The sequence below is a fragment of the Planococcus chinensis genome (genome assembly GCF_042681545.1).
Taxonomy (GTDB): domain Bacteria; phylum Bacillota; class Bacilli; order Bacillales_A; family Planococcaceae; genus Planococcus; species Planococcus chinensis.
On the sequence record NZ_JBHUFW010000002.1, the window covers coordinates 87,533 to 107,540 of the forward strand.

Annotated in this window: 19 protein-coding genes and 1 riboswitch; of the genes, 15 read left to right on the forward strand and 4 right to left on the reverse strand. The window is 52.5% G+C overall.

All coding sequences use genetic code 11. From position 1 onward, the window contains the following. The first annotated feature begins 198 nt into the window (after nucleotides 1–198). The 4 genes from ACFSDB_RS00505 to ACFSDB_RS00520 all read left to right on the forward strand — a co-directional run bounded on the left by ACFSDB_RS00505 (nucleotide 199) and on the right by ACFSDB_RS00520 (nucleotide 4,125). Entirely contained in the window at nucleotides 199–861 is a 663-nt protein-coding gene (locus ACFSDB_RS00505; protein ID WP_204891594.1) for a potassium channel family protein, read from the forward strand. A gap of 146 nt (nucleotides 862–1,007) precedes the next feature. After that, entirely contained in the window at nucleotides 1,008–1,661 is a 654-nt protein-coding gene (locus ACFSDB_RS00510) for a GntR family transcriptional regulator (RefSeq protein WP_204891593.1), read from the forward strand. Nucleotides 1,662–1,663: 2 nt separating this feature from the next. Then, nucleotides 1,664–3,004, forward strand: coding sequence for an MmgE/PrpD family protein (locus ACFSDB_RS00515; RefSeq protein ID WP_204891592.1), 1,341 nt, complete (start codon nucleotides 1,664–1,666; stop codon nucleotides 3,002–3,004). A gap of 23 nt (nucleotides 3,005–3,027) precedes the next feature. Next, nucleotides 3,028–4,125, forward strand: a complete 1,098-nt coding sequence (locus ACFSDB_RS00520; protein WP_204891591.1) for a tartrate dehydrogenase — start codon at nucleotides 3,028–3,030, stop codon at nucleotides 4,123–4,125. 48 nt (nucleotides 4,126–4,173) lie between these two features. On the opposite strand, the gene ACFSDB_RS00525 is transcribed toward ACFSDB_RS00520, so the two are convergent. Then, nucleotides 4,174–4,509, reverse strand: a complete 336-nt coding sequence (locus ACFSDB_RS00525) for a YdbL family probable chaperone protein (RefSeq protein ID WP_204891590.1) — start codon at nucleotides 4,507–4,509, stop codon at nucleotides 4,174–4,176. Nucleotides 4,510–4,639: 130 nt separating this feature from the next. Next, a riboswitch (SAM riboswitch) is annotated at nucleotides 4,640–4,746 on the forward strand. A gap of 124 nt (nucleotides 4,747–4,870) precedes the next feature. Here ACFSDB_RS00525 and ACFSDB_RS00530 point away from each other — a divergent pair. From ACFSDB_RS00530 to ACFSDB_RS00540, 3 genes are all read left to right on the forward strand, one after another. After that, nucleotides 4,871–6,262, forward strand: coding sequence for an LLM class flavin-dependent oxidoreductase (locus tag ACFSDB_RS00530; RefSeq protein WP_204891589.1), 1,392 nt, complete (start codon nucleotides 4,871–4,873; stop codon nucleotides 6,260–6,262). A 117-nt stretch (nucleotides 6,263–6,379) separates the two neighbouring features. After that, nucleotides 6,380–7,894 carry a sodium:solute symporter family transporter gene (locus tag ACFSDB_RS00535; protein ID WP_204891588.1) on the forward strand — a complete coding sequence of 505 codons (1,515 nt, stop codon included), beginning with the start codon at nucleotides 6,380–6,382 and terminating at the stop codon, nucleotides 7,892–7,894. A 242-nt stretch (nucleotides 7,895–8,136) separates the two neighbouring features. After that, nucleotides 8,137–8,343 (forward strand): hypothetical protein, encoded by a 207-nt coding sequence (locus tag ACFSDB_RS00540; protein ID WP_204891587.1) that lies wholly within the window; start codon nucleotides 8,137–8,139, stop codon nucleotides 8,341–8,343. Between the two features lie 37 nt (nucleotides 8,344–8,380). Here the strand turns inward: ACFSDB_RS00540 and ACFSDB_RS00545 are convergent, their stop codons facing one another. Continuing rightward, on the reverse strand, nucleotides 8,381–8,737 hold the full coding sequence (locus tag ACFSDB_RS00545) for a hypothetical protein (protein ID WP_204891586.1): 357 nt from the start codon (nucleotides 8,735–8,737) through the stop codon (nucleotides 8,381–8,383). A gap of 107 nt (nucleotides 8,738–8,844) precedes the next feature. Continuing rightward, the gene (locus ACFSDB_RS00550) at nucleotides 8,845–9,528 is read right to left on the reverse strand and encodes a TetR family transcriptional regulator (RefSeq protein ID WP_204891585.1); all 684 of its coding nucleotides are present in this window, start codon (nucleotides 9,526–9,528) and stop codon (nucleotides 8,845–8,847) included. A gap of 147 nt (nucleotides 9,529–9,675) precedes the next feature. Here ACFSDB_RS00550 and ACFSDB_RS00555 point away from each other — a divergent pair, with 147 nt between their 5' ends. The 4 genes from ACFSDB_RS00555 to ACFSDB_RS00570 all read left to right on the forward strand — a co-directional run bounded on the left by ACFSDB_RS00555 (nucleotide 9,676) and on the right by ACFSDB_RS00570 (nucleotide 14,247). Continuing rightward, nucleotides 9,676–11,286 carry a BCCT family transporter gene (locus tag ACFSDB_RS00555; protein ID WP_204891584.1) on the forward strand — a complete coding sequence of 537 codons (1,611 nt, stop codon included), beginning with the start codon at nucleotides 9,676–9,678 and terminating at the stop codon, nucleotides 11,284–11,286. Further along, the gene (locus ACFSDB_RS00560) at nucleotides 11,286–13,331 is read left to right on the forward strand and encodes a CocE/NonD family hydrolase (RefSeq protein WP_204891583.1); all 2,046 of its coding nucleotides are present in this window, start codon (nucleotides 11,286–11,288) and stop codon (nucleotides 13,329–13,331) included. The genes ACFSDB_RS00555 and ACFSDB_RS00560 overlap by 1 nt, the downstream gene beginning before the upstream one ends. A gap of 29 nt (nucleotides 13,332–13,360) precedes the next feature. Further along, the gene (locus ACFSDB_RS00565; protein WP_377338742.1) at nucleotides 13,361–13,900 is read left to right on the forward strand and encodes a DUF2179 domain-containing protein; all 540 of its coding nucleotides are present in this window, start codon (nucleotides 13,361–13,363) and stop codon (nucleotides 13,898–13,900) included. A gap of 110 nt (nucleotides 13,901–14,010) precedes the next feature. Beyond that, nucleotides 14,011–14,247: a hypothetical protein gene (locus tag ACFSDB_RS00570; protein WP_204891582.1), complete on the forward strand. Its 237-nt coding sequence runs from the start codon at nucleotides 14,011–14,013 to the stop codon at nucleotides 14,245–14,247. A 52-nt stretch (nucleotides 14,248–14,299) separates the two neighbouring features. Here the strand turns inward: ACFSDB_RS00570 and ACFSDB_RS00575 are convergent, their stop codons facing one another. Continuing rightward, nucleotides 14,300–15,037: an IclR family transcriptional regulator gene (locus tag ACFSDB_RS00575; protein WP_204891581.1), complete on the reverse strand. Its 738-nt coding sequence runs from the start codon at nucleotides 15,035–15,037 to the stop codon at nucleotides 14,300–14,302. Nucleotides 15,038–15,178: 141 nt separating this feature from the next. Here ACFSDB_RS00575 and ACFSDB_RS00580 point away from each other — a divergent pair, with 141 nt between their 5' ends. Genes ACFSDB_RS00580 through ACFSDB_RS00595 form a run of 4 tightly spaced genes read left to right on the forward strand, consistent with a single transcriptional unit; the run spans nucleotide 15,179 to nucleotide 19,941 of the window. Continuing rightward, nucleotides 15,179–16,084 carry a dimethylarginine dimethylaminohydrolase family protein gene (locus ACFSDB_RS00580; RefSeq protein ID WP_204891580.1) on the forward strand — a complete coding sequence of 302 codons (906 nt, stop codon included), beginning with the start codon at nucleotides 15,179–15,181 and terminating at the stop codon, nucleotides 16,082–16,084. Then, complete coding sequence (locus tag ACFSDB_RS00585; protein WP_204891579.1) at nucleotides 16,077–16,838, forward strand: dimethylarginine dimethylaminohydrolase family protein; 762 nt, start codon at nucleotides 16,077–16,079, stop codon at nucleotides 16,836–16,838. The genes ACFSDB_RS00580 and ACFSDB_RS00585 overlap by 8 nt, the downstream gene beginning before the upstream one ends. A 45-nt stretch (nucleotides 16,839–16,883) precedes the next feature. Next, nucleotides 16,884–18,308, forward strand: a complete 1,425-nt coding sequence (locus ACFSDB_RS00590) for an amino acid permease (protein WP_204891578.1) — start codon at nucleotides 16,884–16,886, stop codon at nucleotides 18,306–18,308. A gap of 13 nt (nucleotides 18,309–18,321) precedes the next feature. After that, on the forward strand, nucleotides 18,322–19,941 hold the full coding sequence (locus ACFSDB_RS00595; RefSeq protein WP_204891577.1) for a M20/M25/M40 family metallo-hydrolase: 1,620 nt from the start codon (nucleotides 18,322–18,324) through the stop codon (nucleotides 19,939–19,941). Nucleotides 19,942–20,008 lie beyond the last annotated feature (67 nt).

A 20,008-nucleotide genomic window follows, 5' to 3' on the forward strand; every position in this document is an offset into this window, starting at 1 on the left:
GGGCCGCCAATCCGAACGAAGGGATTGGCGGCCCGTTTCTGCATGCGGGGCAGGCCTTTGGAAGAGACATGAAGCGTGCAGCCGCTTTTCTATGGAAGCCATTTGACAACGCGGGGCAATGCGAGTAGATTTTAGCTAACGAAGCATGCTGAGGATAAGTTCAGCAGGCGATCTTATGGACATCTTAGAAAAGAGGGAATGCACGTGAAAAAGCAAGTGGTGGTCATCGGCCTTGGCCGGTTCGGGACCAGTGTCGTCAAAGAGCTTAACCGCCTTGGCCACGAGGTACTGGGAATCGACTCAAATATGGAGCGGGTGGACGCGGTCCGGGACTTCGCGGCGCACGCAGTTGTCGCAAATGCCACCGACGAAAGCGAGCTCAAGTCGCTCGGCGTCCGGAATTTCGAACACGCCATCGTCGCAATCGGCGATGATCTGCAGGCGAGCGTACTGTGTACACTCATGCTGAAAGAAATCGGCGTCGCGAAAATCTGGGTCAAAGCGCGCGACCTGCAGCACCAGAAAATCCTTGAGAAAGTTGGCGCTGACCGGGTCATCCAGCCGGAATTCGAGATGGGCGTGCGCGTTGCGCAGCATGTGGGCTCCGAGAAAATCGTCGATTACATCGATTTGTCGAAAGACTACAGCATCCTCGAGTTTGCGGCGACAAGCAAAATCGCCAACAAATCGCTGTCGGAGCTGAATATCCGGGACCGTTACAAATGCATCGTCCTTGCCATCAAGCGGGGAGAAGAAGTGAACATCGCACCGGTTCCAAGCGATCCGGTCCGGCTGAACGATGTCCTGATCGTCATGGGGCACCGGGATGATTTAAAGCGCTTCGAGGAAAGAGGCTTATAAGGGAGAAACCACCGTTCATAAGAGCGGTGGTTTTTTATTTGGCATACCATTTTATTTTATTCAGTAATAATATTGCCTTTTTTAAGACTTATCTATATAATTAAGATTAATATGGTATACCATTTTATAGAACAAGGGGTTTTCCTATGATTGAACTGAATGAAGTGAAAAAGAACTCCGTCTACGACTACCTTTTCAATGCCATCCGTTCTGGCGACATCAAGCCGGGACAGACGCTGACGGAGCGGGGGCTTGCCGAGAAGATCGGCGTCAGCCGCACACCGGTGCGCGAAGCGATCCGCAAGCTCGAAGAACAGGGGATCGTGACGCACGAACCGCATAAAGGCGTGAAGGTCATTACGCTGTCAGAAGAAAAAGTGGCGCAGCTCTATGATGTGCGGGAGCTGCTCGAAGGACTTGCTGTCCGCAGGCTCGCGGAGTGCCAGACGCCGCAGATGATCGAAGAGCTGCGCGGTTTTATCGAAAGGGCGGAAAAAGAAGCGGTCGAAAACAATATCAGGGAATTGGCCGAGATCAATTCGGAATTCCATCTGGCACTTGCCCGCTTGTCAGGCAATGTCTACCTCGAAACGATCATGAACATGCTGCAGACGCAGATCAGCCTGATGATGTCGGCTTCCTTGTCTACATCCGGGCGGCCGCTGCAGAACATCGAAGAACACAAGGGGCTGATTGACGCCATCCGTTCAGGCGACGGGGAGTTCGCGGAAAGCATCGCCAAGCACCATGTAAGGAAAGCGCGTGAACACGCAATGAAAAAATTAGCAGGAGGCGAATGAAGATGGTGACACAACAATTGGTGGAAAACTTATTGAAGACAAAGATGGACGATATTCCGGAAGAGGTCAAACTCCATGGCAAAAAGAGCCTCTATAACTGGATGGGTGTGGCGATCGGCGCGGCCCATCACCCTTCAGTCGATATGGTGCTGGGGCTGAAAGAGGATATCGGGTCGGCGGGGCAGGTTTCGGTATTCGGTCGCACTGAAAAAGTGGATATCTTGCTGGGAAGCCTGATCAACGGCATGTCCTCGCATATTTTCGACTATGACGATACCCACCTTGATACGATTCACCATCCGAGCGGCCCGGTGGCTCCGGTCGTTTTGGCGCTCGGAGAGAAGATGAATTTGACGGGCGAACAGGTCCTCCATGCATTCATCCTCGGCTGTGAGGCGGAACTGCGCATTGCGAACGCCGTCTATCCAAGCCATTACCATCTCGGCTACCACATCACGAGCTCCACCGGGGTATTCGGAGCGGCTGTCGCGGCGGGCATCCTGCTCGGGCTGGACGAAGAACAGATGGCTTGGGCTCTGGGCATCGCCGGTACGCAATCGTTCGGCCTGCGTGAGATGTTCGGCACGATGACCAAGCCGTTCCATCCCGGGAAAGCGGCGCAGAACGGCCTCATGGCGGCGCTTCTGGCGAAGAAGAACTTCACGAGCTCCACGGAAGTGCTGGAAGCAAAACGCGGGTTTGCGAATGTCCTGGCGCCGCAGCATGATTTGTCGAAAGTGAACGTCCGTTGGGGCACCGATTGGGAGCTTTTAAAAAACGCCTTCAAACCATACGCATGCGGGATTGTTCTGCATCCTTCCATCGACGCGTGCATTGCACTCGGAAAACAGGCGAAAGCGGAAGACATCGAACGCATCGAATTGACCGTCAATCCATATGTGCTGGAGCTGACCGGGAAACCGACGCCGCCGACCGGGCTTGCCGGCAAATTCAGCATCTACCACACCGGTGCCATTGCATTCCTCGAAGGCGATGCCGCCGAAGCGCAGTACGCAGATGAGAAAGTCCGTGATCCGGCGGTGGTGGCATTCCGGGAGAAAATCAAACCGAAAGTCGATCACTCCGTGAAAGAAGAAGAAGTGTATGCGAAAGCGTACCTGAAAGACGACAGCATCATCGAGCACACCGTCAAATATGCCACCGGCAGCATCGAGAATCCGATGGACGACGCAGCACTGGAGCGCAAGTTCAACAACCTGGTGCATCCGATTATCGGAGCGGAACGGGCGGAAGCGCTGCGCGGCCTGATGTACCGGATGGAAGAACTGGGCCAATTGGAAGAATTAATCGGATTGACGAAAGCTGAAAAAATCTTCAACTGACGAATCTGAGGAGGAATGGACGGATGGAAGAGACAAAAACGTTTCGATTGGCCGTGATACCGGGAGACGGCATCGGCAAGGAAGTGATCGCTGCAGGGCTTCAGGTGCTGGACCATATAGCAGAAGAATCAGGTGGCCGCTTCGCTTTTGAAAAGGACACCTTCCCGTGGGGATGCGAATACTATCTCGAGCATGGCAAGATGATGGACGAAGACGGCGTGGAAAAGATGAAGGGCTACGACGCCATCTATTTCGGGGCGGTCGGATTTCCGGGCGTGCCGGACCATGTATCGCTGTGGGGACTGCGACTGGCGATCTGCCAAGGGCTTGACCAATGGGCGAATGTGCGCCCGATCGAGTTTCTGCCCGGGGTGCCGCGGCGCCTCAACCATCCCGATGTCGATACGCTCAATTGGGTGCTTGTCCGCGAGAATTCCGAAGGGGAATACTCCGGCATCGGCGGCCGCAATTTCGCGGGACGCGGCCCGGGCAAGGAAGTCGCGGTCCAGTCCGCGCTTTTCACGGAACACGGCTGCGAGCGCATCATTCGCTTTGCGTTTGAACTAGCCCGCACGCGCAAGCGCAAACGGGTGCTCAGCGTCACGAAAAGCAATGCCCAGCAATACGGCATGGTCTTGTGGGATGAAGTATTCGCCCGTGTCAGCAAAGAGTACCCGGACGTCGAAGCGGAACAGGGGCTGGTCGATGCCGTCGCCGCCCACTTCGTGCTGCGTCCGGAAGAGCTAGAAGTAGTGGTGGCGTCGAATTTATTTGCCGACATCCTTTCCGATCTCGGCAGTGCGCTTGCCGGCAGCCTCGGCCTTGCGCCGAGCGCCAACCTGGACCCGGAGCGGAAAGCGCCGAGCATGTTCGAATCGGTCCATGGCTCGGCGCCGGACATCGCCGGGCAGGGCATTGCCAACCCGATCGGCTCGATCGCCAGCGCCGCGATGATGCTCAGCCATCTTGGGCTCGAAGAAGAAGCGGAACAGCTCAACCGGGCGATTGCCGAAACAACGCGCCAAGGCATCATGACGCGCGACATCGGCGGCACGCACGACACAGCAGGTGTGACGGAAGCCATTATCCGGAACCTCGCAGCAGTCAAAGCAACCGAATAAAACCTAAAACCCCCGTTCCGGAAAGTTCCTGGGACGGGGGTTTGTGCGTCACTCCAAATCCAATTCAACGTAGACGAAATATTCATCAATGGTCTCTCCATCGTCAAAAAGTGTCAGTACCAACTCCTCTTTAGCGTTTGAGAAGGTGAGGGTGCCTTCGGGTTCCGGCAGCTCCCATTCGTGCGTCTCCTCCCGGCGCCCGCTGTTGATGGCATCAATGGCTTCTTCAATCTCGCGTGAATCTCCGGTTTCAAATAGAAGGGCATCGTCCCTTTCGGCTTCCATGCGGCTGTACTCTTCAGTAATCAAAGAAGGGGCATTGAAGCAGCCGGACAGCAGAAAGAGCGGCAGCCCGAGCGCAGCGATTCTGCTTATATTTTTCATGGTAATCTCCTTTACTATTCTCTTAAATTTATACCGAAAGGTAATAATTTACAATAAAATAAATCAAAAATTTTAAATGTTTGGTTGACTTATCCATATCCTAGTATTATGATAGGATTTAAATTTAATAATCTTATCCAGAGAAGCCGAGGGACTGGCCCGTTGACGCTTCAGCAACCTCTGACATTTGTCAGAAAGGTGCTAATTCCAGCAAGATTTTTTCTTGGGAGATAAGAGAGCGGAAACCGTCCATTTAATTTATGCGGCCCTCTTTTTCTCATTTTTTGAGAAAAAGAGGGCTTTTATCTTTTCTGCTGGCGGAGCCGTGCAAATTAAACTATCAAACATGAGGAGGAAGAACATGACGAAAAAACGGATTTACTTGAACGCATTTGAAATGGCTTGTGCCGGAGGACACCAATCTCCAGGGCTATGGCTCCATGCAGAAGACCGGTCCCATACATACACGGATAGCGAATACTGGATTGAACTTGCCAAGCTATTGGAAAAAGGAAAATTCGATGCCGTGTTCCTGGCGGATGTACTGGGCACCTATGATGTTTATAACGGTTCACGGGACGCCGCTCTCCGAAATGCGGTTCAATCTCCGGTCAATGACCCGCTGCTTATTGTGCCGCTGATGTCTTCGGTCACTGAACATTTGAGTTTCGGGGTTACAGCTTCAGTCAGTCATGAACATCCTTATACATTTGCACGGCGCATGTCGACATTGGATCATCTGACCAAAGGGCGGGTTGGCTGGAATGTCGTCACTTCCTATCTGAAAAGCGCGGCTCTCAATATCGGACTTGAGGACCAGATGAGCCACGACCAGCGCTACGACTATGCAGCAGAATACTTGGAAGTCTGCTATAAGCTGTGGGAAGGAAGCTGGGAAGACGGCGCGGTCCTACGCGATAAAGAAGCGAAAGTCTACACGGACCCGTCAAAAGTCCATGATATCCGCCACGAAGGGGAATACTTTAAAGTTCCCGGTGCCCATCTGTCAGAACCGTCGCCGCAGCGAACGCCGGTCCTGTTCCAGGCAGGTGCTTCGCCGCGCGGCCGGGAATTTGCGGCTAAGCACGCGGAATCGGTATTCACTGCCGGCCCGACCACCCAGGTTGTGAAAAAAGGGGTCGCGGCCCTTCGTGAACGGATCCTAGCAAATGGCCGCAATCCCGAGGATGTCATCGTCTACACGACATTCACTGCCATCATAGGCAAGACGGAGGCGGAAGCGCAGGCCAAATACGAGGAATTGAAAAGCTATGTCAGCTACGAAGGCGCGCTTGCCCTCCTCGGCGGGTGGACAGGCATCGATTTTTCAGGATACGATCCCGAAGATACATTGGAGTACATCCAAAGCAATGCGATGCAATCAGCGGTCGAAGTATTTACACGTGCTGACCCGGACCGCAAATGGACCATCCGAGAGCTTGCCACGTTTGTCGGCATTGGCGGAAGAGGCCCAGTCGCAGTCGGAACGCCGGAACAAATTGCCGATGAAATCGAATACTGGGTTGAAGAAACAGGCGTCGACGGCTTCAATCTCGCTTATACACTGGCTCCGGGAAGCTTTGAGGACTTTGTCGAACTCGTCGTACCTGTCCTGCAGGAGCGCGGCCGAGTACAAAAAGAATACACAGAAGGCACATACCGAGAAAAGATTTACGGCAAAGGCCAAAACCGGTTGAAAGGAACGCATCCTGGCGCAGGCTATAAGCAATTGCAGCAGCCGGTCGAAAACTAAGAGGGGGAATGGAGATGATTACAGCTTATTGGGTCAGCGTCGCAATTTTCTGGGTTGCCGGACTGGCACTGTGGAATAAAACCTATCCCAAACCGAAACGGAAAGGAGGAGAAGGCGATGCGTGAAGAGACTTCATGGCTACTGCCGTTTATCGTTATAATGTTGATCGGCTACTTTATATGGACTACATGGCTTGGCCGGAAAGGATCGGTCCATAGCGGTTCAATGAAAGGTTTCGCCCTTGCTAGAGGAAAAGTGAGGCCGTCAATCGTCGGCATCAGTTTCGGCGCTTCCTATGCGAGCGCGAATTTATTCCTTGGCGTTCCAGGCTGGGCCTATACATACGGCTTGTCGACATTATGGTATACAATCGGCTGCTTTGGCGTCACATGGCTCGGATTGCTGCTGTTCACCAAGAAGTTCTGGCGCTATGGGCAGAAAAACGGCGGCAGCCTAACGCTTCCACAGTGGCTCGGCAACCGCTACAAAAGCAAAACCTTGCAGGTGCTTGTGGCGCTTTTGGTGCTGTTCAATATTTACTATATTGTCGGCCAGAACGTCGGATTGGCGACGATGTTTGAAACAGTCATCGGCATTCCATATATGTGGGGGATTGCTATAGGCGTCGGGATCACGATTGTCTATGTCAGTCTCGGCGGCGCTTTTGCCCAAATCGTCAGCGACGGGATACAGGGCACGGTGATGGCAGTGGTTTCAATTCTTTTGTTCGTGTCTTTGCTGTGGACGATTGGCGGCGGATGGAACGTTTTCGGCACACTCCAAACCGAACTCCGTGCAATTGATCCGGCACTGGTGGCACCGCTTTCCACCGGTGGACCTTTCTATAGCGGCTTTGCTATCCTGAGCATCCAGTGGCTGTTGTTTTCGTTCGTGCTGCTGCCGCATTTGATGAACAAAGTGCTGACGGTGGAAAAAGAAGAGGATCTACGAACATTTACCTTAACCGCCGGTATTTCGCTGTTCGTCCTGTCCGTCTTTTCCGTGTTTGCGGGCCTTGCTGCACGCGTGATTCTGCCAGGACTCGCTTCAGCCGACAGTGCCATTCCGGCCTATATCATGGAAGCTTTCCCGGTCATCCTTATCGCTTTGATGGTCATGGGGCTGATTTCTGCCATCCTGTCGACGACCGATAGCCTGTATCTAGGCATCACCAATAGTATCGGCAATGATTTGTATAGAGTGCTGGCGGTTCCGCTACTGTATAAAAACAAAAAATTGACGGAACAGGAACTCGACGGCAAAGTGCTAAAAGCTTCCAAAGTTTCCTTGGTCTTTATCGGTTTGGTGTCATTATACATGTCGTTCCGCCGGCCGGATTCTCTGGCTCTCTTGACCAGCTTCGGCACATCGGCCATCATCAGCGGAATCGTGGCACCGATCAGCCTCGGCTATTTGTGGAAGCATGCCAATAAGTCGGGGGCGATTGCATCTGTGGTGAGCGGCGCGAGCTGCTATATGTTCCTGACAAGCACAGGCACTGTCGAGCACGTTTTCCAGGCGATGTTTTTCAGTTCTGCAATTGGCTTCATTTTTATGATTGCCGGAAGCTTGCTAGCGGAGGTAGTCAAAAAACGAGAAAAAAATGCAGAGCAAGCCATTAAAACAGGCTAAAGCCCGTCTTCTTCAGCTTCCATGCGGCTGTATTCGCCGGTAATCAACGGAGGGCCGTTGAAGCAGCCGGCAAGCAAGAAGAGCGGCAGCAGCAAGATGCCATGGAGTTTTTTCATAAGCGCCTCCGTTCACAGTTTCTTTTCATCATATGCTGTTGGAAACGGATTGACAATAGTGGGAAGAGATTCCGGCAGTGAAAAATGATAGTATGGAAACGGTGCATAAGCGAGGGAGGTTTTATTTTGAGTGGAAATGCCAAGAAGCTGGTGCTTCTGCTGGCAGCGGGAGCGGTCTTTTTTGCCGTCTTGCTGTCGGCCCAAGCCTACTTCAGCTACAAGGAAACCACAGCTGTGGCGGACGCCTGCTATGAAAAAGGCGGCTTCCCGGCAATCAAGAAAAGCGGCATGAAAATTGTTTATTTCGAATGCCACATGGACGCCGCAAATTGAAAACAAGGACTTCCCATTCCCGGGAAGTCCTTGTTTTTTAGAATGCATATTGGTACAAACCGTAATAAAGCGGCCCGAGCAGGATCACCGTCGACAGGGCAAGGAAGAACGTGCCGGTCAAGCCGGCGACTTCTTCGCGTTCGCCTGCGAATTCCTGTTTGAGCTTGAATGCGAAAAGGATGTCCCAGAGCAGTCCGCCGAAAAAAACGAACTTCCAGACAATCGGTTCGAAAAACTGGTTGCCCGTGACAAAGCCGAACAGGCCGATCCATGTCACGACTGAGACGGCCAAATCGAATTTGACCGGAAAATTCAGCGGCCCGCTGTGGATGATGAATCCGACGGTTGCAGTGCCGAGGATAGCTGCATAGATAAACCATAAAATTTGTTCCATTTGGTAAAACCTTCTTTGTTTAAGACTCTCCTCATTATAGAAGAAAAAGAAAGGGAAAGAAAACCTTTTCCGGAAATCGAACCGGAAAAAACAAGGGAAAAGCGCGGCTACGCGTTCCGGGCAGGCTCGGTTTTGCTGAGTCCGACTTTGTGTTCCACGATTTCCCGGATATACTTCATTGTCCGCTTCTGGGCTTCCTCCGGCGTGTAATGGTTCCGGTTGTTCAGCAAGGTGGTGAACATCCCTTGCCAGACGAGATTGGTCAGTTCGTTCACTTCTTCGGCCTGGATTTCGCTCAATAGTCCGGCTTTTACAAGTGGGCCGATCGTAAAGCGCCCGCGGTCTGCGATATTGCGCTCCATCAATGCCGGCTGCAGTTCTTCCGGTATAGCCATCAAATCTGATGGGTAAAGCTCATAATAACTTGCAAGTAGGGTTTTTGGATGGTCTCCCAGGTCCATCAGGAAGACCGTCTGGAAAATATCCGGGATCTTGAACGAATATTCACTGAAGCATTCCCAGGCAATAAGGTACTTCTCAACCGGGTCATCGGTCTTTTCCATTTCCCGGCTGACTGTTTCCAGATATGGCTTCAAAAACTTCAAGGAAGCAAAAAACAGCAGATGCGAGAGTTCGCCGAAGTAATTATAGATGGTGGCACTGTTGTAGCCCGCCTTGTCCGCGACTTTCCGGATGGTCACCTGCTGGAAACCTTCAGTCTTGATCAGTTCTTCAGTGGCGTCGATAAAGAACGTCCACATGCGCCTTTTCTTGAGTTCTTTATTATTCATAATGCCCGCACATCCTTGAAATTAAAATATTTTGAAAATACATTGATTATTATTATAGTCTCATGATACCCTATTTAACAACAAAAGTAATCATGATTATAAAATAACTTCGATTACTATTGGGGAGAATTCAAAGGGGGAGTATTCATGGGGAAAGTAAAGATTGATCCACTAGTATTTTGGTTATCGTTGAGCGTCATCGTTGTAGCAACTCTGACGCTGGTCATTTTTCAAGATTCCGCTGAACCGGTACTGAACAAAATGATGACAGGCATCACTTATAATCTGGACTGGACGTTTCAATTCCTGACGTTCGGCTTGTTCATCCTGCTGATCTGGCTGGTCTTCAGCCGTTACGGCAAAGTGCGCTTGGGGGAAGAAGCGCCGGAGTTTTCCACATTCAGCTGGGGCGCCATGCTGTTTTGTGCAGGCATGGGGACGAGCATCATGTTCTGGTCAATGATGGAACCGATGTATTACTATATGGGGCCGCCATTCGGCATCGAGCCGAACAGCGGACAAGCCGCGGAATGGGCTGTCGCATACGGCATGTTCCATTGGGGAATTTCCGCCTGGTCGCTTTACGCACTGCCGACAGTGACGATTGCGTATTCCTTTTTTGTGAAGAAAAACCGCTCGCTGAAAATAAGCACAGCGTGCCGCGGCATTTTGGGCAGGCATGCAGACGGCCCGATTGGCAAAATCATTGATATCCTGGTGATTTGGAGCCTTGTGGGCGGCCTCGGGACTTCGCTCGGGTTGGGTGTTCCGATGGTCTCTGCAGTCATCGGCGAAATATTCGGCGTCCAGCAATCACTGCAGCTGAGCATCATCATCATTATCATCTGGACCGTCATCTACAGTGCCAGCGCTTATATGGGCTTGTACAAAGGCATCCGGAAACTGAGCGACTGGAACGTCTACCTGGCGCTGGGCCTTGCGCTGTTCGTGCTGTTAGCCGGTCCGACTTTGTTTATCCTTTCAAACTTCACAAATAGTTTCGGGTTGATGCTGCAGAATTTTGCGATGATGAGCTTTTCGACAGATCCGGTCGCCAAAGGCGGATTCCCGCAGGCATGGACCGTCTTCTATTGGGCCTGGTTTGCTGCGACGGCACCGTTCATCGGGTTGTTTGTCGCGCGCATCTCCAGAGGCCGCACCATCCGCGAGCTGATCATCCACATCCTGTTATGGGGCTCGCTCGGCAGCTGGATTTACTTCGGCATATTCGGCGGCTACACACTGAACCTGCAATTGACCAATCAATTGAATGTCGTGGAAATACTCAATAGCAGCGGCGGTCCGGCAGCCATCGTCGAGGTTCTGAAAACGATCCCGCTCAGCTTTTTGGTGCTGCCGTTCTTCGCGGTTCTCGCTTTCATCTTCCTGGCGACGTCGCTTGATTCGGCCACTTATATCCTATCGGCCATCGCCACCAAAGAATTGGTCGGCGAACAGGAACCGGCACGCTGGCACCGGATGCTGTGGGGAGCAGTGCTGGCGGTCCTGGCGATTTCGCTATTGATGATCGGCGGGCTGAAAGTCATCCAGACTTCGTCCGTCATCGTCTCGGTGCCGGTCATTGTCCTCTATGTCCTTCTGACGCTGTCGCTGCTCAGATGGCTGAAGCAGGACTACCCGGAAGTGCCTGCCCGTGAGCCGGCAGAAGTGCAGGAAATCCGCCACACAGCCGCTGAAGGAAGAGAGAAAAACGCATCAAAAGTCGTTCTGAGACAAGCTAAAGAGGTGAAGGAATAATGGTTTTTAACGTACGGGAAAGCACACGCGGCACGAGAAGGGAATTTCCGCATGAAGTGGAAGTGACGGACCATGTCTGGATTCCGATGTCCGACGGCACGCGCCTGTCTGCGAAGCTGTGGATTCCGAAAGGGGCAACCGTCCATCCGGTTCCGGCCATCCTGGAATACCTGCCTTACCGCAAAAATGAGTTCACTGCGCTCCGGGATTCGATCCGCCATCCGTATTTTGCGGGCCACGGCTATGCGAGTGTGCGGGTGGACATGCGCGGATGCGGCGATTCCGAAGGCATCCTGACAGACGAGTACGCCAAGCAGGAACAGGACGATGCACTCGAAGTGCTCGATTGGATCGGAAAGCAGGACTGGGCAACCGGCTCGGTGGGAATGATCGGCAAATCGTGGGGCGGCTTCAACGGCCTCCAGGTTGCCGCGCTGCAGCATCCGGCACTGAAAGCGATCATCACGCTATGCTCGACCGATGACCGCTATGCAGACGACGTGCATTATAAAGGCGGTGCCCTGCTGGCATCCGATATGCTGTGGTGGGCGTCCACGATGCTCGTCTATAATGCACGGCCGGCCGACCCGGCACATGTCGGGGGCGCGTGGCGCGAAAACTGGCTCGAGCGGCTGGAAAAAACGCCGCCATTTGTCGAAGAATGGATGCGCCATCAGCGCAGGGACGGGTACTGGAAGCACGGCTCGGTGTGTGAGGATTACAGCGCCATCAAAATTCCGGTCTATGCCGTGGGCGGCTGGGCGGATGGCTATACCAATGCCGTATTCCGCATGATCCAGAACTTGAAAGGGCCGAAGAAGGGGCTGATCGGGCCGTGGGCGCATGAATATCCCGAAGTCGCTGTTCCCGGACCACAAATCGGCTTTTTACAGGAATGCCTCCGCTGGTGGGATCAGTGGTTGAAAGAAGAGGAAACCGGCATCATGGACGAGCCGGTCCTTCGCGTGTGGCTGCAGGATGCCGTGCCGCCGAAGACCGATTACCATGTCCGTCCGGGCGAGTGGGTGCTGGAAAACAGCTGGCCGAGCCCGAATGTGCAGGAAAAGGCCTACTACCTCGCCAGCCAGCAGCTGTCCGAAGAGCCGGGACAGGGGACGGAAACACTGATGACGCATCAGCACCACGGGCTTTATGCCGGGGTATTCTGTCCGTTCGGCCAGGAAGGGGATATGCCTTCTGACCAGGGAATCGAAAACGGGCTGTCGAACACATTTACAAGCGAGCCGCTGGTGGAAGAGCTGGCAATCCTCGGTTTCCCGAAAATGCAGGCGAAACTCCTAAGCAGCAGCAAAAGGGCAAACCTTGCCGTGCGTCTAAGCGATTTGTCGCCTTCCGGAACGTCGAAATTGATTTCCTGGGGACAGCTGAACCTCACGCACCGGAACAGCCATGAATTCCCGGAAGATGTGCCGGTGGGGGAAGAGTTCATCGTGACAGTGGAGCTGGATGCGATCGGCTATAAACTGCCGAAAGGCCACAGGGTGCAAGTTTCATTGTCGCCCGTCTACTGGCCGCATATGTGGCCAACGGCGGAAGAAGTGGAACTCACGGTGGTGAAGGATAAAGATACGCGGCTCATTCTGCCGGATTACACAAACACCACGGAAGAAGCGGAGATTGTTCCGTTCGAACGTCCGGAAACGGCAGCAGTCATGGAGCGGGAAGTGCTGCGCGAATCCGGCCGTACCCGTGAAATCCGCCACAACACCGTGACGAACGAATGGATCCTGGATGACTTTTCGGATGAAGGCTGCCGGCGCCTGCCGGCAAACGGCCTTGAATATGGCAGCACGAACCAAAATATCTATCGCATCACAGAAGGCGATCCGCTGTCTGCTTCCGTCCAGTGCGACTGGACCCTGACAGTCGGCCGTGGAGAATGGCAGACTCGCCTGGAATCGACGAGCACCATGAAGGCGGACGAAAGGAAGTTCTATGTCTCTAGCCAACTCAGAGCGTTGGAAGGCGATGTGGTGGTTTACGATACCACCCGTAATTTTGAAGTTGAACGCGATTTCAATTGAGGCCATTTTGGAGATAGGCAGGTGACCCTGTGAATTCCATCTTTTTTCTCATCATCATTATTAATGTCTCGTATATGACGCTGTTCACCCTGCGGCTGATCCTGGTCATCAAGGGCTACCGGAAAACGGCATCCTTCCTGTCCATGATCGAAGTATTCATCTATTTGATGGGATTGACGATCGTGCTTGATAATTTGGATGATCCAGTGAACATTGCCGCATATTGTGCCGGCTGGGGGCTTGGGGTCTATCTTGGCGGCATCATTGAAAACCGCATGGCGCTCGGCTATATCGTATTCGACATCATCGTAGATGCGCATGAATCCAGCTTGCCCGCGCTCATCCGCGAGAAAGGCTACGGCGTCACTGCGTGGCCGGCGGAAGGGAAGGATGGCCTGCGGATGTGCATGAAAGTATTGGCCAAGCGGAAAAACGAGAAAAAGCTGCGCGATATTGTTACGGACCAGTCACCAAAAGCGTTCATCATTTCGTACGAACCGAACCGGTATAACGGAGGATTCCTGACAAACCCCATCAAATCCACCGGCTGGACCGGCAGAAGAGCTTAAAATTTCGGAGCGGGTGCAATTGCGCCTGCTTTTTTCCTTGGCGAGCCGCTATAATGGAGGAAACGGGGCGGAAATCGTTCGCCGTTTGGAATCTTCAGGGGGGTGCAGTGATGGGAACGAAAAGCCACGGCCTGAAACACGGCTGGACATTGATTGCGGACAAATCTTTCAAACTGTTCTCCAACGCCAACGACTATATCCTGGTGGATTACGAGCAGGATACCGTACTCCATTTCACAGTCACCGATTCCGAGCTGGAAGTCGTCTCCGCAAACTGGGGGCTGCGCTTTAAAGTGATTCTCGGCTTCAAGACGATTAAAATCCTGGAAGTTGCAGAAGAAGAATAAACCAAAAAGAGCATTCCGATTTTCCGGAATGCTCTTTTCAATTGGGGAAAAATCAAGCTCTGTAGCCAAGTTTAACGGAAATCCGATCGCCCGTCTCTTTCGCCTGATCAATCAAATAATGGAGGCGTTCATCTGTAAGGGTATAACTCACAACGCCGATGCTGAGGGCTCCCTGTACCTTGCCGAACCGGTTCAGGATCGGTACGCCGACAGAAGAGGTTCCTTCCGTCCGTTCGCTGTGGCTGATTGCATAGCGCTGTTCCCGTATCTGCTCCAGCAGCTGGCGGAAAGCGGCGTGGTCTTCTTTGGCAATAAACGCATTGAGGATTTTCTTTACATCGCCATTCGGCATGAAAGCAAGCATCGATTTATTGGCGGCTCCGATATGCATCGGGATCCGGGAGCCGAGCTTGTCATAAACCCGGATGGCGTGGTTCTCATTGTCGATGCGCTCGGTAATCAGCGCCTCATTCCCCATAGGCTGGCTCAGGTAGACGCTTTCTCCGGTCAGTTCCGCGAGCCGCACCAATTCAGGCCGGATCGTACTGACGTAATCGATCGTGTCATACATATGCAGACCGTATTCAAGCCAGATGTTGCCAAGGTTGTAGCGCTTCGTTCTTTCATCCTGCTCGATCATTCCGTGGACCGCCATCGCTTTTAAGATGCGGTGCATCGAACTCACGGGAAGCCCGCATTCATTGGCGAGTTCCGTGATGGACAATCCATCCTCTGAGGCATTCGCCACCAATAATTTCACAATTCCCATAGCCCGGTCGATTGACTGCATAATCCACACCTGTCCTTTGAAAAATAAAGTTGTTGGAACATTTAAAACTTATTGACATTATAACACGGCTATTTTATATTACTAAAAATATGTTTTCGCATTATGGAATAGTTTTCCGTATTGTGGAAAAGGAGGTTGGCAATGAGATATAGTTCATCAATGTTTGAGCCGTTGGAACGGGTGATTGTCAAGCACCCGGCTGATGCTTTCATCAGTCAGGAGCATATTGAAAAAGAATGGCGCAAAGTCAATTACCTTTCAGAACCCGATTTTGAAGAGGCCCAGAAAGAATTCGCCGAATTTATCGCGCTACTGGAGAAGCACGAAATAACCATTGATTATCTGCCCAAATCAAATGCCGTCAGCATGGATTCCATCTATGCACACGATCCGGTCAAATTCACGCCGGAGGGGGCGATCATCCTGAAATCCGGAAAGGCCCTGCGCCAGCCGGAAGCCGAAGTGTATAAGAAGTTCCTTGCAGAAAAAGGGATCCCTGTCATTGGGGAACTAACCGGTGATGCGACAGCGGACGGCGGAGACATCGTCTGGCTCGACGACCGGGTGCTGGCCGTTGGAAACGGTTACCGGACCAATGCGGAAGCGATCCGCCAGATCAAGGAGATGACGGCGCACCTTGTTGATGAATTCATTGAAGTTCAGCTGCCGCATGCAGACGGTGAGGAAGAGTGCCTTCATCTGATGTCATTCATCAGCCTGGTTGATCAAGACCTGGCAGTCGTTTATTCGCCGTTGATGCCGGTCGCTTTCAGGAAGCTGCTGCTGTCGCGGGGGATAAAACTCATCGAAGTGCCGAAAGCGGAATACGACCTTCTTGGCTGCAATGTGCTCGCGGTTGCCCCGCGCGTCTGCATCATGGTGGCTGGGAATGACTCCACCAAACAGCAATTGGAACAGGCAGGGGCGACGGTATACGAATACAAAGGGGAAGAAATCAGCATCAAAGGAACCGGCGGGCCGACCTGCCTGACAAGTCCGGCGGTAAGAGTGCCAATAAAAGAGAAAAGGGGATTGACGCATGTTTAAAAATGTCATTGTTAAAACACCAGGAAAAAGCTATGTAAATGGATTGACCACTTCGGATCTGGGCAAACCGGATTACGGGCGACTGCTTGAACAGCATGCCGCATATATCGAAGCGCTGAAAGCATGCGGCGTCGAAGTGACGCACTTGGCCGAAAGCGAGGAATATCCCGATTCGACGTTTGTGGAAGACGCGGCGGTCGTGACACCGGAATTTGCCATCATCACCAATCCGGGAGCGGAAAGCCGCAACGGCGAAAAAGAGGAAATCGAAGCGGTGCTGAAAAATTTCTATTCCAAATTCCATTACATTACGCCGCCGGGAACGCTTGACGGGGGAGACGTCCTGCAAGTGGACAAGCATTTCTATGTCGGCATCTCAGAACGCACAAACCGTGAAGGCGCTGAGCAGTTCAAGAACATTGCCGAAACGGAAGGGTATACCGCAACGATTGTGGAGCTGCAGGAATTTTTCCACTTGAAAACAGGCATCGCTTATCTTGGGGACAATACGATTGCTGCGGCCGGCGAATTTTTGGATCATCCCGATTTTGCCGAGTATGAAAAAGTGGAAATTCCGGATGCAGACGAATACTCTGCAAACTGCATCAAAGTGAACGACTTCGTCATCATTCCAAAAGGCTTTGAGGAGACAAAACGCAAACTTGCCGAACGCGGACTGGAGACCATCGAACTGGAAATGTCGGAATTCCAAAAGCATGACGGCGGCCTGAGCTGCTTGTCGCTGCGGTTTTAAAAAGCAATAAGGGGTGCAAGAAAACATTGGGGAAGGGGAATGTAAATGATTAAAACACCGGAAGTGCCTGCTGCGAACCAGTTGAACCGTTCCATGAAAAGCCGCCACCTGTTCATGCTCTCACTGGGAGGCGTCATCGGGACCGGATTGTTTTTGAATGTAGGGTATACGATCAACCAATCGGGAGCCGGAGGCGCATTGATCGGCTATTTGATTGGCGGGTTGATTTTGTACATGGTCATGGTGTGCCTCGGGGAACTGGCTGTCCATATGCCGGTCACCGGTTCTTTCCAAGTCTATGCTTCCAAATATATTAGCCCCTCAGCAGGTTTTTCGCTGGGCTGGATGTATTTTGTGGGATCCGCCGCCACGGCAGGAGTTGAGTTCACCGCTGCCGGCATCCTGATGAAATATTGGTTTCCGGAAACGCCGATCTGGATATGGTGTGCTGTATTCGTAGTCCTCCTGTTCCTGCTGAATGCCCTGACGACAAGAGGATTTGCCGAAGCGGAGTTCTGGTTCGCCGGCATCAAAGTGGTCGCGCTTCTGCTGTTCATCGGCATCGGGGCGATGGCGATATTCGGGTTCATTCCGTTGGCTGACCGCCCTGCGCCGTTCATGGAGAATCTGGCTCCGAAAGGGCTGTTCCCGGCTGGCATCGCCATCATCTTCGTAACCATGATGAATGTCATTTTCTCTTATCAAGGCTCGGAACTGGTGGGGATCGCTGCAGGGGAGACGGAAAATCCGGAAAAAAACATTCCGAGAGCCATACGCAATATCCTTTTCCGGATCATCGTCTTCTATATCGCTTCCATTATTATTCTGTCCGCCATCTTCCCAGCGTCAGAACTCGGCCTGCTTGCAAGCCCGTTTGTCACGCTCATGGAAGTGGCAGGCATCCCGTACGCTGCAGGCATCATGAACTTTGTCATTCTGACAGCGATCTTGTCAGTGGGGAATTCCTGTCTATACGCTTCGACCCGCCTGCTTTGGGCAATGGCCAATGAAGGCATGGCGCCCCGGATTTTCAGTACACTGACCAATCGGAAGGTTCCGCTCATGGCATTGATTTTCACGATGTCGTTTTCATTGCTGTCGCTATTGACGAGTGTCATGCAGGCGGATACCGTCTTTATCCTGCTGATGTCCATTGCGGGGATTTCCGTCACGATTTCCTGGATGGGCATCGCCGCATCACAGCTGATGTTCCGCTACCGGTATGTCAAGGCGGGCGGTAAGACGGAGGACCTTAAATTCAAGGTTCCATTCTATCCGTTCGTGCCGATTTTCTGTATCGCTTTCTGCTTGCTGATCCTCGGGTTTTTGGCTTTCGACCCGACGCAGCGGATCGGCTTGCTGTACGGCATCGGATTCTTCGTTGCCTGCATGGTGTTCTACAAAGTGAAATTGGAAAAAGTGAATGGTGCCCCGTCCGAAGTGGAAGTGGAAGCGGAGCCTGTCAAATAAGGAGGAAATGGGAATGGAAAGACTGTTTTGGGGGTCGCCTGCATCGTTGAAATCATTGTTGTGTGAGCTGGTCAGTTGGGAGAGCCGGACATTGACGGAAGGGGAAAAAGAATTTCCCTATAAAGTCAGGGAAAAGCTGCTTGGCCTCCGGTATTTCCAGCAGCATCCCGAGCTCCTGGCAGTCCATGAAGCGGACGCTGGTAGGAATTTGCTGATGGCACTCTATGAGCACCCGGAAGCAGCCGACACCATTGTCCTCATCAGTCATTTCGATACGGTGCAGACAGAAGAATACGGAGATCTTGAACCGCTGTCCTGCCGCCCGGAAGAGCTGACGCATATACTGCACAGCCGCAAGAGTGAATTGCCTGAAGAGGCGCGCCTCGATCTCGAATCGGGTGATTATCTTTTCGGCCGAGGCACGATGGACATGAAAATGGGCTTGGCGCTGCACATGGCGCTCATCGAACGGGCGAGTGTGGAACAGTGGCCGATCAACCTGGTTCTGCTTACAGTGCCGGATGAAGAAGTCAATTCAGCTGGCATGCGCGCAGCCGTCGAGGAACTGGTGAAACTGCGCGCCCTGCACGGGCTGACGTATAAAATGTTCTTCAACAGCGAACCGGCCTTTTCCCAAAAGCCGGGAGACGAGAAGCATTACATCTATTCGGGGACGCTTGGTAAAATCATGCCCGCTGCTTTGTTCTACGGGAAAGAAACGCATGTCGGGGAACCGCTGAAGGGAATGACGGCAAATTACATCGCTTCGTACCTGACCCAGGCGATGGAATGGAGCGAGCTGTTCCACGAGACGGCTTTTGGTGAAAACACGCCGCTTCCGGTCTCGCTGCAGCAGAAAGATTTGAAGGCGCAGTATTCAACCCAGACGCCTTATCGGGGAACTGCTCTCTATAATATTTTCCTTATGAAGCGCAATGCCGCGGAAGTGATGGAACTGTTCCAACAAGCCGCAGAGCAGGCCGCCTTGTTGTGCAATACAGCATATGGCGAGCTCTGCAAGCGGGAAGGCATACAAGGCATCGGCGAGGTTCGGGTTCTGCGCTATGAGGAATTGCTGGCGTATGCAGAAAACAAACGCGGATCGGCTTTTGTCAGCAGTCTCAAGGTCGAAGTTCTGCAGCATACAGATTGGGATGAACGTGAAAAATCCCTCCGCATCGCCGATAAATTGATGATTCAATGCCATGAACTGGCGCCAGCCATCGTTCTGCTGTTCGCTCCTCCTTATTACCCGGCGGTCAACTCTTCGGAAGATCCGCTGATTGAGGAATGTGTGGCCACCGTGAAACAGGCAGCCGGTGAAATCGGCATCGAAGTGGAACAGATCCATTACTTTAACGGACTCTGCGATCTGAGCTATGTAAATTACCAAGACAGCGGAGAAGGCTGGAGCTCCTATGAGCGCAACACGCCGGTCTGGGGAAAAACCTACAGCATCCCGTTTTCAGGCATGTTGCAGCTGCAGGCGCCAGTATTGAACGTCGGGCCGTTCGGGAAAGACGCCCACCAGTATACAGAACGGCTGCATATGGAAAGCGCATTTGTCCACACACCCTATCTGCTGGAGAGCCTGATGAAGAACCTATGCAAACAAGTTGTTGAAACCGTATAAGGATTCCGGGACAACCCGCAAGGACGGACCGCAAATAAAAAAAGAGCTGCCGGGAGTTCCCAGCAGC